Raw genomic sequence first — 15,569 nt, 5'->3', positions numbered from 1 at the left:
TTTATTGTAAACCTGCCCGGGATTTTCGACAAGCCTTTGCGCTGTTTGTCAAATGTCCTCCGCTTTTCTTATTTCAGCCAACCTTTTTTGATAAACCAGTACGTCATGCCGGAGCCGATGAGGAACATGACGATCAGGGTGGCGAAATAGCCGTATTTCCATTTCAGCTCGGGCATGTATTCAAAATTCATACCGTAGACGCCGGCAATAAATGTCAGCGGCATAAAAATGGTGGTAAAAATGGTCAGGATTTTCATAACCCTGTTCGTCTGGTGCGAGTTTAAAGACAAATAACTGTCCCTGATATCAGCCGTAAATTCGCGATTCGATTCGACCATGCCGGAAAGTTTTATTAAGTGGTCATGGATGTCGTGAAAATAAGCCATTTTTTCCTGAATCCCGGGAAGCCGGTGGGAATTCAACATCCGGTAAACTAAATCGGTCATTGGCGTAATCGTATTCCTTAAAACAAGCAAATCATGCCGTGTCGAATAAAGGCTTTCCAGCAAAGCTTCCATCGTTTCGTTCTTGGAATTGTCCTCAATTTCATTCAGGCGGTCTTCGATTTTATATAAATAAGGAAAATAATCATCCACGATTTTATCCAGCACTTCATATAAAATAACCGCCGGCCCCCATCTTTCAAACTGCTCCGTTTTTTCCAGCTTATCCCGTACCTCGCTGATTTCCTTTGATGGCAGGTGGTGGAAGGAAACAACAAAATGGTCCCCTAAAAACATATTCAATTCTTCTTTGTGCAGCTTATGCGGATTAAGGCTTTGGAATACAAAAAAAACATGGTCCTCATAATAGTTCAGTTTCGGCCTCTGTAATTTATGGATGCAGTCTTCAATCGCAAGCGGATGGAAATGAAGCGGTTCGCGCAGTTTTAATATTTCTTCTTCCGACGGCCGGTCAAAATCGATCCAATACCACTTCCAATCGCCTTCCAGAAGTTCCTCAATGCTTTTGGCCATTTTCAGCTCATTTTCTTTTGTCATTGCCATAATATGTATCATGAAAAGACACTTCCTTTTTTCATGGTGTTTGCCGCAAGCACCTGTCAAGCAGGGAGCGGCAAATCAATATTTTACACTATTTTACTATGGCATTGCTTATGCTGCCATCCATAATGAAAGGGCGGATTGCAAAATGAAGCCGGTGATTGGCGTTACATGTAGTGTAAATCACAAGTCACACTATTTGGCGGATGATTATGTGTTGGCCATCCGCTATGCCGGCGGCGTCCCGGTTCTGCTGCCTGTAGGGGGAGAAGAAGACATACCTTTATTATTGTCCAAAGTGGACGGAATTCTGCTTTCGGGAGGAGGGGATATCGATCCGTTTTGGTTTGGGGAAGAGCCGGTGCCCGGACTTGGGGAGATCGAACCGGGGCGGGATGCTTTTGAAATCAAGTTGTGCAGGCAGGTGCTTATAAAAGACATGCCGCTCCTTGCTATCTGCAGGGGGATGCAGGTGTTAACAGTGGCGGCAGGGGGGGATATGTTCCAGGATATTTACAGCCAAATGGATGCCAAGCTGTTGCAGCATAGGCAGCAGGCGGCCCGTACTCATTTGTCCCATACTGTCAAGCTATCGCCCGGCAGCCTGTTGGAAAAACTGGCGGGATGCCACTTTATTAAAGTCAATTCTTTCCATCACCAAGCCGTCCGAACGGTGCCAAAACCGTTTGAAGTTTGCGGCCGAGCGTCTGACGGGATCATTGAAGCTGTGGAAAATTGCGCCGCCCGTTTTGCGATCGGTGTGCAGTGGCATCCGGAAGCGCTGATCGGAAAAAACGACCTTGTGTCAAAAAATATTTTTTCTGCTTTTATCCGTGCCTGCCGTGGGAATTAAACCTATTTCAAATGTAAAAACGCTCATTATATCAAATAATAAAAACATCATTAAATAGAAATAAAAATTAGATGGTATTGAATTTTTTGCATTTTTATTATATAAAAGAAAATATAATGCAAAATTGGAAGCTATAGTACACGTATTTTCCATAAGAAGGTGTTCGCAAATGGCAAGGTACATACTCAAAAGATTGGCTGCCATGGTTGTCACATTATGGGTGATTACGACGCTGACTTTTATTTTAATGCATGCGATCCCTGGTTCGCCTTTTAACCAGGAACGCAATACGTCAGAAGCGGTGCAGCAAAACTTGAAAGCGCAATACCATTTGGATAAGCCGATGTATGTACAGTATTTGTACTACTTAAAGTCGATTGTGCTTTTTGACTTTGGCCCGTCCATTAAGCAACCGTCCCAGACAGTGAATGACATGCTTGGCAGAGGGTTTCCTGTTTCGCTTGAGCTTGGCATGACTGCGCTCATTGTTGCCATTTTTTCCGGCATCCTGCTCGGGGTTTTTGCAGCGCTGAAACATAACGGCGTCATTGACTATTTGGCCATGACCTTCGCCGTGCTTGGCATTTCCATACCGAACTTTATCCTTGCGACATTGTTGATCCAGGAGTTTGCCGTCAATTTAAAAATTCTTCCCGCCGCAACATGGACATCCCCATCCCATATGATCCTGCCGACAGCCGCCTTGGCGGTCAGCCCCATGGCCATCATTGCCCGTTTAACAAGGTCCAGCATGCTGGAAGTGCTGACACAGGATTATATGAAAACCGCCCGTGCGAAAGGGCTCTCCCCCGTAAAAATTGTCATCAAACATGCCCTGAGAAATGCGCTGATGCCGGTCGTTACGATTTTGGGGACGCTTGCGGCAAGCATATTGACGGGCAGCTTTGTCATTGAGAAAATATTCGCCATTCCGGGCATGGGAAAATATTTTGTCGAAAGCATTAACAACCGGGATTATCCGGTTATCATGGGGACAACCGTATTTTACAGCATTTTTTTGATCATCATGCTGTTTTTGGTCGATATCGCATACGGAATCCTTGATCCGCGGATTAAATTACATAAAAAAGAGCAATAGGGGGTGGTCGGTATGCAAGCAGCCAATCAAGAAAAAATCCGAACCGCTTCAGAGATTCCCGATGAATGGTTTGTCCCGAAAAAGAAGGACGGCCACATGCAGGAAGCCGTAGTCAGGCCGAGCATTTCTTACTGGCGCGACGTCTGGTATCGGCTCTCGAAAAACAAGCTGGCCATGCTCGGGCTTGCTGTGCTTATTTTTCTCATTATCATGGCGATTTTCGGCCCGATGATTGCGCCGCAAAGTGTAACGAAACTTTCATTAACAAACCAAAATCTTCCGCCTTCAAAAGAGCATTGGTTCGGAACCGATCAGCTCGGGCGCGACATGTTTTCGAGAACATGGTACGGCGCTCGCATTTCGCTGTTTGTCGGCTTTATGGCGGCAATCATCGAATTTTTTATCGGCATCATATACGGGGGAATTGCCGGCTATAAAGGCGGCAGGACCGACCAGATTATGATGAGGATTATTGAGGTGCTGTACGGTCTTCCTTACTTGCTTGTCGTCATTCTGCTGATGGTCGTCATGGGGCCAGGTCTCGGGACCATCATCGTAGCTCTTACGGTAACGGGCTGGGTCGGCATGGCAAGGATTGTGCGGGGCCAGGTTTTGCAAATTAAAAACTATGAATTTGTTATGGCGTCTAGGACATTTGGGACCAAAACTCCGCGGATCATACGCAAACATCTTCTGCCAAATACAATGGGGCCGATCATCGTACAAATGACCTTGACGGTGCCGAGCGCGATTTTTAGCGAAGCCTTCCTCAGCTTTTTAGGATTGGGCGTCCAGGCACCCCATGCGAGCTGGGGCGTAATGGCGGATGACGGTTTGTCGGCCATCTTGACGGGACAGTGGTGGCGCCTGTTTTTCCCTGCCTTCTTTATTTCGCTGACAATGTTTGCCTTTAATGTGCTTGGCGACGGCCTGCAGGATGCGCTCGATCCAAAGCTGAGGAGGTGAGGGATTTGGAAAAGATTTTGGAAGTGGAAGACCTGCAAGTTTCTTTTTCCACCCATGGCGGAACCGTACAGGCCGTGCGCGGGGTCAGTTTTCAATTAAACAAGGGGGAGACGCTGGCGATTGTCGGAGAATCCGGATGCGGCAAAAGCGTGACTTCCCAATCGATTATGCAGCTTCTGCCGGCTTCAAATGTAAAGCGCTTAAGCGGATCCGTACGTTTTAAAGGCACGGATATTTTAAAATACAGTGAAAAGCAAATGCGGAAAATCCGCGGATCCGAAATTTCGATGATTTCCCAAGATCCGATGACAGGGCTGAACCCGACGCTTACGATCGGGAACCAATTGCTTGAAGTGGTAAAGGAGCACCAAAAGCTTTTCCACGAGGAGGCCGTTCAAATGGTGGTGGACATTTTACATACAGTCGGCATCCCAAGCCCGCATGAACGGATGAAGCAGTATCCCCATCAATTCAGCGGCGGCATGCGCCAGCGTATTATGATCGCTATGGCATTGATCTGCAACCCGGAAATCATCATTGCGGATGAACCAACAACCGCTTTGGATGTGACTATTCAGGCGCAGATTTTTGAACTGTTTAAGAAAATCCAAAGGGAGACGGGTGTCTCGATCATTTTGATTACCCACGATCTGGGGGTGGTTGCCCAGGTTGCTGACCGCATCGCTGTCATGTATGCCGGAAAAATTGTTGAAACCGGTACGAGGGAAGAAATTTTTTACAATGCTGAGCATCCTTATACGAGAGGCTTGCTGAATTCGGTGCCGAGGCTTGATATGGAAGAAGGGGAGCTCATCCCGATTCCCGGCACGCCGCCCGATTTGTTTGCGCCTCCTCCGGGCTGCCCGTTTACGGCGAGATGCCCGATGGCGATGGAAGTGTGCAGCCGCGTTGAACCTTTCCATTCCAAGAAATCAGCGTCCCATTCTGTTTACTGCTGGCTCCAGGATGAACGGGCGAAATATGCGTTTTTAACTATGGGCGGACGCCTGTAGATGAAATAAATGACCATATATATGCATTTACGGGCAGCCGATGCACCAGACGATCTTCAGGGAGAAAGCTTTCCGTAATGCGGAAAAAGAAAAGGGGGAAAAGTATGAAAAAGTTTTGGGGCATTCTCGCCATGATTGCGCTTGTTGTCTCGCTCGCCGGGTGTACGACAAGCCAATCCAGCTCAAAAAACAGTTCAAGCGGCAATAGCAAAGAAAAGGTATTGAATTTAAACAACGGTGCCGAACCGACTTCATTTGATCCGCCTATCGGGTTTGATTCGGTTTCCTGGAACGCCCTGAATAATTTGATGGAAGGGCTTGTCCGGCTCGGCAAAGACAATAAGCCGCATCCGGCAATCGCAAAAAACTGGGATGTATCAAACGGCGGCAAAACGTATACGTTCCATCTCCGCGAAAACGCAAAATGGTCAAACGGCGACCCGGTCACGGCAGGCGATTTTGAGTACGCATGGAAAAGGCTGCTTGATCCGAAAACCGCATCCCCTGCAGCATTTTTAGGCTATTTTATTGAAGGAGGGGAAGCATACAACACCGGAAAAGGGTCAAAAGATAATGTAAAAGTCGAAGCGTTGGATGACAAAACTTTTGAAGTCACCTTAACAGGTACGCAGGCTTATTTCCTGAACGTCATTGCCAACCCGGCCTTTTTCCCGATTAACGAAAAAGTGGCACAAAAGAACTCGAAATGGTATGCCGAAGCCAAGACATATGTTTCTGACGGCCCGTTTAAGTTATCGGATTGGAAACATGATGACCATTTTACGATGGTGAAGAACGAAAATTACTGGGATGCTAAAAATGTAAAAATTGACAAAATCAACTGGGCCGAGGTTGACGACCCGAATACCGAATACCAAATGTACCAAAACGGCGAACTTGACGTTTCGGATGTACCGTCCGACCTGGCAGAACAACTGTTTAAAGAAGGAAAAGTTAAAGTTGAGGACCAGGCGGGCACATACTTTTACCGTTTTAATGTCACAAAAGAACCGTTCCAGAATAAAAATATCCGGAAAGCATTCGCCATGGCCATCGACCAGAAACAAATCGTCAAATATGTTACGAAAAATAAAGAAAAACCGGCTTACGGCTTTGTTTCTTACGGCTTTACCGAGCCGGACGGCAGCGACTTCAGGAAAAAAGGCGGCAACCTGTACTCCACGAATGTGAAAGAAGCAAAAGCGCTCTTGAAAAAAGGGATGCAGGAAGAAAGCTACACGAAACTTCCGCAAGTGACGCTTACTTACAGCACGGATCCTGTCCATAAAAAAATCGCCGAAACGATCCAGCAAATGCTGAAAGAAAATCTAGGGGTCCATGTAAAGCTAGCCAATATGGAATGGAATGTATTCCAGGACGAACAGAAAAAACTGAAATTCCAATTGTCCCGCAGTTCGTTCCTCGCCGACTACGGGGATCCGATCAACTTCCTGGAAAATTTCCAGACCGGGCATACGATGAATAGAACCGGCTGGAGCGACAAAAAGTATGACCAATTGATAAAAGAAGCGAAAAACGAAACAAACGAAACGAAACGATACGAATTGATGCATGAAGCGGAAAAGATCCTGTTTGACGATATGCCAATTTTCCCATTGTACTTTTATAACCAGGTGTATTTGCAAAATGACAATGTGACCGGCATCGTCCGGCACCCTGTCGGCTATCTTGAGTTGAAATGGGCAGATGTTAAATAAATTAACCGGCATTCAGCGGGGCACCAGGCTTTTCCACGTTGAATGTTTTTAATCATGATTTGCATTTACGAAGTATCCTCTATGCAAGGGGATTTCGCATAAAAAACTTTGTACGGCCATTCAACCTAAATGGGGGGCAAACATGGACGCAAGGCAGGTTTATTTGATCAGTACCGCTGTTGCGACACTTTGGACATCAAAACAATCTCCAGATGAATGGGATGCTGAAGCGCTCCAAAATCCGGCTAATATGAAAAAATGGCTTAGGAACCTCACTGTGGAACAGCGGCTTGAATTTTGGCGTAAAAATAAAATCCAGACGCAGGCGCTTTACGGGCAGAAAGCAGTGGTCCATCAGATAGAAGGGGAATGGGCATACGTTTCGATTCCTGAACAGCCTTCCGTCAAACACTTAGACGGCTACCCCGGCTGGATGCCCCTCCGACAGCTGAAAAGAGCGGAAGGGCCGCTTGCCGGCTCCGGTTTCGCTGCTGTCAACAAGCCGACCTCCCCTTTATACGATGAAAATCAAATGCCTGTATTTGAAGCAAGTTTCCAAACCTGCCTGCCGGTAATGGATGAAAACACGAGCTGGGTAAAAGTCAGGACGGTTTCGGGCACCGGATTTTTCAAAAAAAGTGATGTACAGTTCGGCGGCAGTAGTCCGGGGCAGCAAAACCGGCATATTTTGAAAGCAGGAAAAATGTTTCTCGGCCTTCCGTATTTATGGGGAGGCATGAGTGGATTTGGTTATGACTGCTCGGGATTTTCCTATACGATGGTGAGGGCGGCAACCGGAATGATTATACCGCGGGATGCCTGTGAACAGGCGGAAAGCGGTGAAGATGTCCCACTTGAAAGGATTACGCCGGGGGACCTTTTGTTTTTCGCGCATGAAGAAGGAAAAGGTGCCATCCACCACGTCGGTATTTATGCGGGGGACGGGAAACTGCTCCACTCCCCGAAAACGGGAAAGTCCGTTGAACTGCTGGCACTGGAAGGAACCATTTATGAAAAGGAACTTTGCCGTGCAAGGCGGTACTGGAAATAAAACAGCCGGGATGAAAGGAGTGCACCATGATGGAAAAACTGCTGGAAGTTAAACATGTGAAAAAATATTTTGATATGGGAAAGAAACAATTTTTAAAAGCCGTGGATGATCTCAATTTTGATATTTATAAAGGGGAAACGTTTGGTCTTGTCGGCGAATCCGGGTGCGGGAAATCAACTGCAGGCAGGCTCATCATGGGGATCTATACGCCGACCGGCGGGCAAATCCTCTACAATGGAAAAGACATCCATGCACTGGACGAACATGAAAGTTTCCGAATGAAAAGGAACGTCCAAATGATTTTTCAGGACCCTTATGCTTCCCTGAATCCCCGGGCGACAGTCCGTGAAATTATTGCTGAACCGCTTGAAGTCCACGGCATTTATAAAAATAAACGGGAAGAGCTCGAAAGAATTTATGAATTGCTGAAAGAAGTCGGGCTAAACAAAGAACATGCAAGCCGTTACCCGCATGAATTCAGCGGAGGGCAGCGGCAAAGGATCGGCATTGCTAGGGCGCTGGCGCTTGACCCGGAATTCATCATTTGCGATGAGCCGATTTCCGCACTGGATGTTTCCGTTCAGGCGCAGGTTGTCAACGTATTGAAAAAACTGCAAAGAGACAAAAACTTAACTTACTTATTTATTGCCCATGATTTATCGATGGTCAAGCATATCAGCGACCGGATCGGCGTGATGTACCTCGGCCATCTAGTCGAATTGACGGGGAGCAAAAACTTGTACCGCAAACCGCTTCATCCTTACACCGAAGCGCTGCTGTCGGCGATTCCAATCCCTGATCCGAAAATTGAAGATAAAAGGGAACGGATCATTTTAAAAGGGGAAATCCCGAGCCCGATCAATCCCCCAAGCGGATGCGTGTTCCGGACAAGATGCCCGAAAGCGATGGACATATGTGCAAGTGTGAAACCGCAGTGGCTGGAAGTGGAAGAACTCCATTATGTCGCATGCCACCTTTATGATAGGAAAGGCAAACCGATGGAACGGGTTGAAGGCGCAGCAGTTCCGCGAAAAACTGCCGGCACTGGTTCGCTATTAAGAAATGGAAATTATCAGTAAAACATATAGAATTGGTCGGCGTGGAGAAAGATGCCGGCATTTTTTATGGAAAAAGTATCGTATGTATGCAGCATAACTGGAAGAAAAGGCAAGATCCATTTATGAGGATCGGCATTTGCTTGCAAGTATGTGAAAATATTGGAGGAAGCGCTCCTTACCTAGAGTCAAAGGGCTTAAGCCCGGGCTTTTTAACTGAGCGCCGGGCCCGCCCATTCTTTATCACTTAGAACATAAAAGCAGAGCCAACAATGATCAGCAGGATAAACAGCACAACGATCAGAGCGAAGTTGTTGTGGCCGTAACCGCCAAATCCGTAGCCGCCGTAACCATAACCGCAGCCCCAGAAGCCCATTTTCTTCACCTCCGTCTTTCCATAATGCATTGTTAATGTATGCGGAAATGCTGTAGGAGGTTTGGACTTATAGCGGAAAGAAACGCAAAAAAGCTTTTGTGTCAAGTTCCTTTCATTTCGGCAGACAAGTCGCCCTATTTTACAACAAGAACTTCCGCGCTTTTAACAAGGCTTTGGCTGACATTTCCGAGAAGCGGGCTTTTTACGCCGATTTTTCCGCTGTTGCCGGCAATAATGTTTACGGATAAAATCACAAATACTTTCGGTAACTTTCCCCTTCAAAATATGATAGTCGGCCTGGATTACGATCACTTCCAAAAATTCTCTGGCATGATGAATCGTTTCTTCGGCATCGTTCATGATGATCTGCTGTGTGGCGTGTATTGCCGCATCAATCGGGTATACCCTTTCATCGAGACCGGGGACGGAAACCGTTGGAGGAACGCTAATATTTTCATCCGGCACCGGAGCTGTTTCTTCGCTTCCCAGATTGACATGGATAACGGTTAATTTAACCCCATTACAGCTAGCACAAATTCTGCAGCCCTTTCCAGCGCTTTTCTGCACCCATCCGAATCATCGTATGCAATGACAATATGCTTGTACATTCACCATCATCCTCTCGTATATGGCTTTCATCACCCTTTTTATTCTTTAACCGAAATTGGCATCAAAAATAACGTTTTTGCGGGAAATGCAAAAAATATCCGCTGTTTTAAGTCGCACTCCACAGATTGCATTGATTTTTCCCTGCATTCATACTATGCTTTTGCATAAGAGCACAAAAAAAGATGCTTGAGTAGGAGTTTTTCAGATTGTGGAAAGATGAGGCAGGATCATAAATGGACAGAATCAAACCTTTTTGGAATATTATAAAAGAATATTGGAAAAAGGCACATATGACCCAGATCGTTATTTTACTGGCCTCCGTCTCGCTGCTTGCCTTTTTGGCTTTTTTTGCTTACTACGCAAAAAGCGCGAATGTCGGGCAGCTGAAAAAAGGGCTCGAGCAGGCAACCATCATCTATGACAAGGATGGGGACGTCGCAAGTAAAATCTCGGCGAATCGCTCGGAAGGAGTCTCCATTAAAAAAATGCCCGAAGATCTTCAAAATGCGATTGTAGCGATTGAAGACCACCGTTTTTACAAACACCACGGTTTTGATATTATCGGCACAATGAGTGCCCTTTTGAAAGATATCAAAGCAGGAGGGGCGGCCGCCGGGGGGAGCACCATCACCCAGCAGTTAACGAAAAATGCGCTCCTTTCCCCGGAACGGACGTTAAAAAGGAAAATACAGGAGCTCTTCTTGGCGATTGAAATTGAAAAACATTATACAAAAAAAGAGATACTGGAAATGTATTTGAACCAGGTGTATTTCGGCGAAGGGGCATGGGGCGTCCAAAAAGCGGCCAATAAATATTTTGGCAAGGACATCCAGGACCTTGATTTATCCGAATCGGCAACATTGGCGGGGCTCGTCAATTCCCCGAGTGCACTGGACCCTTACCACCATTACGACCGCGCCATCCAGCGCCGCAATGTTGTACTTAGCGTAATGAAACAGTACGGAATGATAACCGAAGCAGAGTATAAAGCCGCAAAAAGCGAAAAGCTCGTGCTGAAAGACAAAAAGACCGATGCGCTGAAAGGCAAATACCCGTATTATGTCGATGCGGTTTTGGATGAGGCGATCAATCAGTACGGCCTTACACAGGAAGAGATTTTGACAAGGGGATATAAAATTTATACGGAAATGGACCAAAACATCCAATCTTCTTTAGAAAATGTTTACCAGCAAAATTCACTTTTTCCGGCTGGAAAATCCGACCAAATGATCCAAAGCGGGGCCATTCTTGTTGACCCTAAAACCGGCGGCGTGCGCGGCCTTGTCGGGGGGAGAGGAGAGAAAGTGTTCCGCGGCTTTAACAGGGCGACGCAGCTGAAGCGCCAGCCAGGGTCGATTATGAAGCCGATCACCGTGTATACCCCGGCGCTCGAAGAAGGATATACTCCCGATTCCATGTTAAAAGACAAAGAAATGACGTTTAGGGGCGGCTATGCACCGAAAAACTATAACAACCAGTATTTGGGCGAAGTACCGATGTATGAGGCGGTGGAAAAATCGCTGAACCTTCCGGCTGTATGGCTCCTGAACAAAATCGGTGTGGAAAAGGGATATGAATCGGCCAAAAAATTCGGCATCCCGTTGACAAAAGGTGATAAACAGCTCGGAATTGCGCTCGGGAATATTCAAAATGGCGTATCCCCGGAAGAAATCGCCCAAGCGTACACGACTTTTCCAAATAATGGAAATCGGTCCGATGTACACATCATTAAAAAAATTGTCAGCCCGACAGGACAAGTTATCGTTGAACATAAAGACAAGCAGGAAAGGGTGACTTCGAAAAAAGTTTCCCAGGAAATGACTTCCATGCTGTTGAATGTTGTCGAATCCGGGACGGGCAAAGGCGTGAGCGTGCCGGGATACAAGATTGCCGGCAAGACAGGTTCTACGCAGCTTCCCTTCAGTGGCGCAGAAGGGACAATGGACCAGTGGTTTGCCGGCTACACGCCAAACCTCGTTGGTGTTGTATGGATGGGATATGATAAAACCAACCGCAACCATTATTTGTATGGTTTAAGTGAACAGGGAATCGTGCCGGTTTTTAATGCAGTCATGAATGCCACATTAAAATATACGAAGCCCGGCGATTTCGGCGTGGAATCGATTAACGAGCAAAAGAAAAACGGCAGCCCGCTAAAAGAAAAACTGCAAAATATCGATGAGACGATTAAGGAGCAGGCGGATAAACTAAAAGAAACGATTGAAGAGAACAAAGGCTTCTGGAAAGACGCCGCCGATAAAATCAAGGAGCAGTTAAAAGGCATTTTAGGGCAGTAAACAGGAAACACCTGCACATTTTGGAAGCTTGCAGGTGTTTCTTTGTAAGAATTTATAGTAAAATAGATTTGCAAATACATAATGGCACAGTGGCCGCCATTTTGCAAAAAAGAAAATGAAAGCACATACAGGAGGGGAAGAAAGTGGAATACCGCATTGAAAAAGACACTCTCGGAGAAATGAAGGTACCGGCAGACAAATATTGGGGGGCGCAGACGCAGCGGAGTAAGGAGAACTTCCCGATCGGCGGGGAAAAAATGCCGATGGAAGTGATCCGCGCTTTTGCGCATTTGAAAAAAGCGGCCGCAATCGGCAATAACCGTCTCGGCAAATTGTCGGATGCCAAAAAGGATGCGATTGTGCAGGCGTGCGAAGAAGTGCTGGATGGGAAATTTGACGGCCATTTTCCGCTTGTCGTATGGCAGACGGGTAGCGGCACCCAATCGAACATGAACGTCAATGAAGTTGTTGCAAGACGTGCGAATGAAATTCTTGCGGAACAAAACAGCCAGGAACATGTCCATCCGAACGACGATATCAATATGTCGCAAAGTTCGAACGATACGTTCCCTACCGCAATGCATATTGCCGCCTATCACGAACTGCAAACGAGGCTGCTGCCGCCGCTTGAACAGTTAAAGCAAACACTTATTGAAAAAGAAAAAGCATATATGGAAATCATTAAAATTGGGCGCACCCATCTCCAGGATGCCACTCCGCTTACTTTGGGCCAGGAAATTAGCGGCTGGCGGGCGATGCTGGAGAAAAGCGAACAAATGATCAGAGAAAGCGCCAAACATATTTTGAACTTGGCTATCGGTGGCACTGCCGTCGGTACGGGCATCAATGCCGATCCGACTTTCGGGGACAAAGTTGCTGAAGAATTGGAAAAGCAGACTGGCTACCCATTCCGTTCTTCGGACAATAAATTCCATGCACTTACAAGCCACGATGAGCTTGTCCATGTGCACGGAGCTTTGAAGGGGCTTGCTGCCGACTTGTTGAAAATTGCCAATGACGTGAGATGGCTTGCAAGCGGCCCGAGAAGTGGAATCGGGGAAATCACAATCCCGGCCAATGAACCGGGTAGCTCAATCATGCCGGGAAAAGTCAACCCGACCCAATGTGAAGCGGTAACGATGGTAGCGGTACAAGTATTCGGGAACGATGCCGCGATCGGGTTTGCGGCAAGCCAGGGCAACTTTGAATTAAACGTGTTTAAACCAGTGATCATTTATAACTTTCTGCAATCGGTCCATCTGCTCGGCGATGCGATGAAGTCGTTTGATGAAAGATGCGTCCGCGGCATTGAGCCGAATGTTGAAACGCTACGTGAAAACGTCAACCGTTCGCTCATGCTTGTTACCGCTTTAAACCCGCATATCGGTTATGAAAAAGCGGCGCAAATCGCAAAACTAGCCTTTAAAGAAGGGACCACGTTAAAAGAAGCCGCCATTAAAACGGGTTATGTGACAGAAGAACAGTATGATAAATGGATTGTTCCGGAAAAAATGGTAAATCTGAAACAATAACATCGAAGAAGGGAGGCGCAGGACTCCCTTTTTATCCATTCTTTATTAAGATTGTCAGTGATGGATAGTGCCGCCAAGCTGCTGTTCGGCCATTTGGACAAGGCGTTTCGTAATTTCTCCCCCGACAGACCCGTTCGCGCGGGAAGTTGTATCTGCGCCGAGTTTCACGCCAAATTCCTGCGCAATTTCATATTTCATTTGCTCAAGCGCTTGTTCAGCTCCATCTACTAACAATTGGTTTGAACTATTGTTGTTTGCCATAAGGTGTCATCTCCTCGTTGTATGGTTTATGGTTGGGTCGGCTGGAATTGCACCAGCAAGCGGACTGTTCGCCCGCCACCTTCTCGGTTTAACCCAGCGGGAACTTGTTCTATGTACTATGTATTATGCGGAATTGCGGTGCAGTTATTCTTTTTTCGTACTGGTAAAAATTAGGTACCACCCTTTGAATAAGCTTTTGGTTTTCCGTACATTTTAAAATTGAAACATGGGCTGTTTCCGTGGTTAACAAATATAACACAGCCCCTAAGAATGTCCGGGAATGTTGGTGAACAAGATGAAAATTTGCCTGATATGCAATGGGCTGGGTGAATTGCAGGAGGAGTGTCCGAATTGCCGGAAAGCGCTGGCGGACGGCGGAAAGCTGTATGATTATTTTGATGATTACAGCCCGTATATGGAGATTGATTTGGAAAAGCTTGAGGATGGCGACCCTGCCAGCACAAAAAAAGAAACGTGCGTCCATCTTTACTATTGTGTGCACTGCGGCTATGAAGAAAAGAAAGAAATCGCATATAGAAAAGTTTAAAGCCAGCCGCAATCAGACGGCTGGCTTTTAGGGCATTAACCGATTCTCAATTCAGTTTCAGCATCAAAGAAATGGGATTTATTCATATCAAGACCGAGGGTGATCTCATCGCCGGGTTTAACAATGGTTCTTGAATCAATCCGGGAAATAAAATCTTGGCCGTTAATGTTCGAATAAAGCATCGTTTCGGCGCCGTGCAGTTCGGAAACTTCAATGACAGCACGGATGGAAGCACCCGGGACCGCCTCAATAAAGACAGGTTCGTCGTGAATGTCTTCAGGACGGATGCCGAGAATGACTTCTTTACCGACATAGTCTTTCAAGTGTTTCATTTTGCCTTCGGGAACATCAATTTGAACGGAGCCGTTCAAATGGAATTTGCCGTTATCCATTTTGCCGCGGAAAAAGTTCATGGCCGGTGAACCAATAAAGCCGGCGACAAACAGGTTTGCAGGTGTATCGTATACTTCGCGCGGCGTTCCGACCTGCTGGATGACACCGTCTTTCATGACTACAATTCTTGAGGCCATCGTCATCGCTTCTGTTTGGTCGTGGGTGACATAAATCGTGGTCGTTTGCAGACGCTGATGGAGCCGCGCAATTTCGGCACGCATCTGTACACGCAGTTTCGCGTCCAGGTTGGACAACGGCTCGTCCATCAGGAAGACTTTCGCATCGCGCACAATCGCACGTCCAAGCGCAACCCTTTGCCTTTGCCCGCCTGATAACGCTTTCGGTTTCCGCTTTAAATACTCTTCCAGCCCGAGGATTTTCGCTGCTTCATGTACCCGTTTGTCAATTTCCGCTTTCGGCACTTTACGCAGTTTCAGCCCGAAGGCCATATTATCATAAACGGTCATATGCGGATAAAGTGCATAGTTTTGGAACACCATTGCAATATCCCGGTCTTTCGGCGCCACATCATTGACCTTTTTACCGTCCATGTACAAATCGCCTTTTGAAATTTCTTCAAGCCCTGCGATCATCCTTAACGTCGTTGATTTTCCGCAACCGGATGGCCCGACAAATACGATAAACTCCTTATCCTTAATATGTAAATTAAAGTCGGACACAGCCGTCACGTTATTGTCGTAAATTTTATAAATATGGTCAAGTACCAGTTCAGTCATTGTCAAAAGCCTCCTTCAATTTGTTACCTTTATTATAAAGAAAGCCTTTTCAATAAGT

The 15,569-nt window shown here is 46.5% G+C and carries 15 protein-coding genes; 10 read left to right on the top strand and 5 right to left on the bottom strand.

Going from position 1 to position 15,569, the window contains the following annotated elements:
• Positions 1–68: 68 nt before the first annotated feature.
• A complete protein-coding gene (corA, locus tag GBH70_RS05790) occupies positions 69–1,019 on the bottom strand; it encodes a magnesium/cobalt transporter CorA (RefSeq protein WP_151680160.1) in 951 nt (316 codons plus the stop codon).
• Between the two features lie 133 nt (positions 1,020–1,152).
• On the opposite strand from corA, the gene GBH70_RS05785 reads away from it, so the two are divergent.
• The 7 genes from GBH70_RS05785 (at position 1,153) to GBH70_RS05755 (ending at position 8,783) form a co-directional block, all read left to right on the top strand.
• Positions 1,153–1,857: a gamma-glutamyl-gamma-aminobutyrate hydrolase family protein gene (locus GBH70_RS05785; RefSeq protein ID WP_151680159.1), complete on the top strand. Its 705-nt coding sequence runs from the start codon at positions 1,153–1,155 to the stop codon at positions 1,855–1,857.
• 169 nt (positions 1,858–2,026) lie between these two features.
• Entirely contained in the window at positions 2,027–2,956 is a 930-nt protein-coding gene (locus GBH70_RS05780; RefSeq protein ID WP_151680158.1) for an ABC transporter permease, read from the top strand.
• 12 nt (positions 2,957–2,968) lie between these two features.
• On the top strand, positions 2,969–3,922 hold the full coding sequence (locus tag GBH70_RS05775) for an ABC transporter permease (RefSeq protein WP_151680157.1): 954 nt from the start codon (positions 2,969–2,971) through the stop codon (positions 3,920–3,922).
• A 5-nt stretch (positions 3,923–3,927) separates the two neighbouring features.
• The gene (locus GBH70_RS05770) at positions 3,928–4,935 is read left to right on the top strand and encodes an ABC transporter ATP-binding protein (protein ID WP_151680156.1); all 1,008 of its coding nucleotides are present in this window, start codon (positions 3,928–3,930) and stop codon (positions 4,933–4,935) included.
• Between the two features lie 104 nt (positions 4,936–5,039).
• A complete protein-coding gene (locus GBH70_RS05765) occupies positions 5,040–6,653 on the top strand; it encodes a peptide ABC transporter substrate-binding protein (RefSeq protein ID WP_151680155.1) in 1,614 nt (537 codons plus the stop codon).
• A 142-nt stretch (positions 6,654–6,795) separates the two neighbouring features.
• Positions 6,796–7,704 carry a C40 family peptidase gene (locus GBH70_RS05760; protein WP_151680154.1) on the top strand — a complete coding sequence of 303 codons (909 nt, stop codon included), beginning with the start codon at positions 6,796–6,798 and terminating at the stop codon, positions 7,702–7,704.
• A gap of 26 nt (positions 7,705–7,730) precedes the next feature.
• The gene (locus GBH70_RS05755; protein ID WP_253693540.1) at positions 7,731–8,783 is read left to right on the top strand and encodes an ABC transporter ATP-binding protein; all 1,053 of its coding nucleotides are present in this window, start codon (positions 7,731–7,733) and stop codon (positions 8,781–8,783) included.
• A gap of 223 nt (positions 8,784–9,006) precedes the next feature.
• Here GBH70_RS05755 and GBH70_RS05750 read toward each other — a convergent pair whose 3' ends face one another.
• Both GBH70_RS05750 and GBH70_RS17110 read right to left on the bottom strand, forming a co-directional pair.
• The gene (locus GBH70_RS05750; protein WP_151680153.1) at positions 9,007–9,135 is read right to left on the bottom strand and encodes a YjcZ family sporulation protein; all 129 of its coding nucleotides are present in this window, start codon (positions 9,133–9,135) and stop codon (positions 9,007–9,009) included.
• Between the two features lie 506 nt (positions 9,136–9,641).
• Positions 9,642–9,743, bottom strand: coding sequence for a universal stress protein (locus GBH70_RS17110; protein ID WP_253693537.1), 102 nt, complete (start codon positions 9,741–9,743; stop codon positions 9,642–9,644).
• 234 nt (positions 9,744–9,977) lie between these two features.
• Here GBH70_RS17110 and GBH70_RS05740 point away from each other — a divergent pair, with 234 nt between their 5' ends.
• Together GBH70_RS05740 and fumC are read left to right on the top strand one after the other, a co-directional pair.
• Positions 9,978–12,041 (top strand): transglycosylase domain-containing protein, encoded by a 2,064-nt coding sequence (locus GBH70_RS05740; RefSeq protein WP_151680152.1) that lies wholly within the window; start codon positions 9,978–9,980, stop codon positions 12,039–12,041.
• A gap of 143 nt (positions 12,042–12,184) precedes the next feature.
• Positions 12,185–13,573 (top strand): class II fumarate hydratase, encoded by a 1,389-nt coding sequence (gene fumC, locus GBH70_RS05735; RefSeq protein WP_151680151.1) that lies wholly within the window; start codon positions 12,185–12,187, stop codon positions 13,571–13,573.
• 54 nt (positions 13,574–13,627) lie between these two features.
• On the opposite strand, the gene GBH70_RS05730 is transcribed toward fumC, so the two are convergent.
• Positions 13,628–13,834, bottom strand: a complete 207-nt coding sequence (locus GBH70_RS05730) for an alpha/beta-type small acid-soluble spore protein (protein ID WP_151680150.1) — start codon at positions 13,832–13,834, stop codon at positions 13,628–13,630.
• Positions 13,835–14,114: 280 nt separating this feature from the next.
• On the opposite strand from GBH70_RS05730, the gene GBH70_RS05725 reads away from it, so the two are divergent.
• Positions 14,115–14,381, top strand: coding sequence for a hypothetical protein (locus tag GBH70_RS05725; protein WP_308694291.1), 267 nt, complete (start codon positions 14,115–14,117; stop codon positions 14,379–14,381).
• 35 nt (positions 14,382–14,416) lie between these two features.
• On the opposite strand, the gene GBH70_RS05720 is transcribed toward GBH70_RS05725, so the two are convergent.
• A complete protein-coding gene (locus tag GBH70_RS05720) occupies positions 14,417–15,511 on the bottom strand; it encodes an ABC transporter ATP-binding protein (RefSeq protein WP_151680149.1) in 1,095 nt (364 codons plus the stop codon).
• Positions 15,512–15,569: the final 58 nt, after the last annotated feature.

Source organism: Weizmannia acidilactici, from assembly GCF_008974225.1.
GTDB classification, from domain to species: Bacteria; Bacillota; Bacilli; order Bacillales; family Bacillaceae_C; genus Weizmannia; species Weizmannia acidilactici.
Note: the sequence above shows the minus strand (reverse complement) of the source record. Positions and strands in the feature narration are given on the sequence as shown.

Bases quoted from the DNA above. Each gene is read 5' to 3' on its own strand.
- GBH70_RS05755 (WP_253693540.1), top strand. From the start codon at position 7,731: ATGATGGAAAAACTGCTGGAAGTTAAACATGTGAAAAAATATTTTGAT.
- GBH70_RS05750 (WP_151680153.1), bottom strand. From the start codon at position 9,135: ATGGGCTTCTGGGGCTGCGGTTATGGTTACGGCGGCTACGGATTTGGC.
- GBH70_RS05725 (WP_308694291.1), top strand. From the start codon at position 14,115: ATGTTGGTGAACAAGATGAAAATTTGCCTGATATGCAATGGGCTGGGT.
- GBH70_RS05785 (WP_151680159.1), top strand. From the start codon at position 1,153: ATGAAGCCGGTGATTGGCGTTACATGTAGTGTAAATCACAAGTCACAC.
- GBH70_RS05720 (WP_151680149.1), bottom strand. From the start codon at position 15,511: ATGACTGAACTGGTACTTGACCATATTTATAAAATTTACGACAATAAC.
- GBH70_RS05775 (WP_151680157.1), top strand. From the start codon at position 2,969: ATGCAAGCAGCCAATCAAGAAAAAATCCGAACCGCTTCAGAGATTCCC.
- GBH70_RS05760 (WP_151680154.1), top strand. From the start codon at position 6,796: ATGGACGCAAGGCAGGTTTATTTGATCAGTACCGCTGTTGCGACACTT.
- GBH70_RS05780 (WP_151680158.1), top strand. From the start codon at position 2,027: ATGGCAAGGTACATACTCAAAAGATTGGCTGCCATGGTTGTCACATTA.
- GBH70_RS05765 (WP_151680155.1), top strand. From the start codon at position 5,040: ATGAAAAAGTTTTGGGGCATTCTCGCCATGATTGCGCTTGTTGTCTCG.
- GBH70_RS17110 (WP_253693537.1), bottom strand. From the start codon at position 9,743: ATGTACAAGCATATTGTCATTGCATACGATGATTCGGATGGGTGCAGA.
- corA (WP_151680160.1), bottom strand. From the start codon at position 1,019: ATGATACATATTATGGCAATGACAAAAGAAAATGAGCTGAAAATGGCC.
- GBH70_RS05730 (WP_151680150.1), bottom strand. From the start codon at position 13,834: ATGGCAAACAACAATAGTTCAAACCAATTGTTAGTAGATGGAGCTGAA.
- GBH70_RS05740 (WP_151680152.1), top strand. From the start codon at position 9,978: ATGGACAGAATCAAACCTTTTTGGAATATTATAAAAGAATATTGGAAA.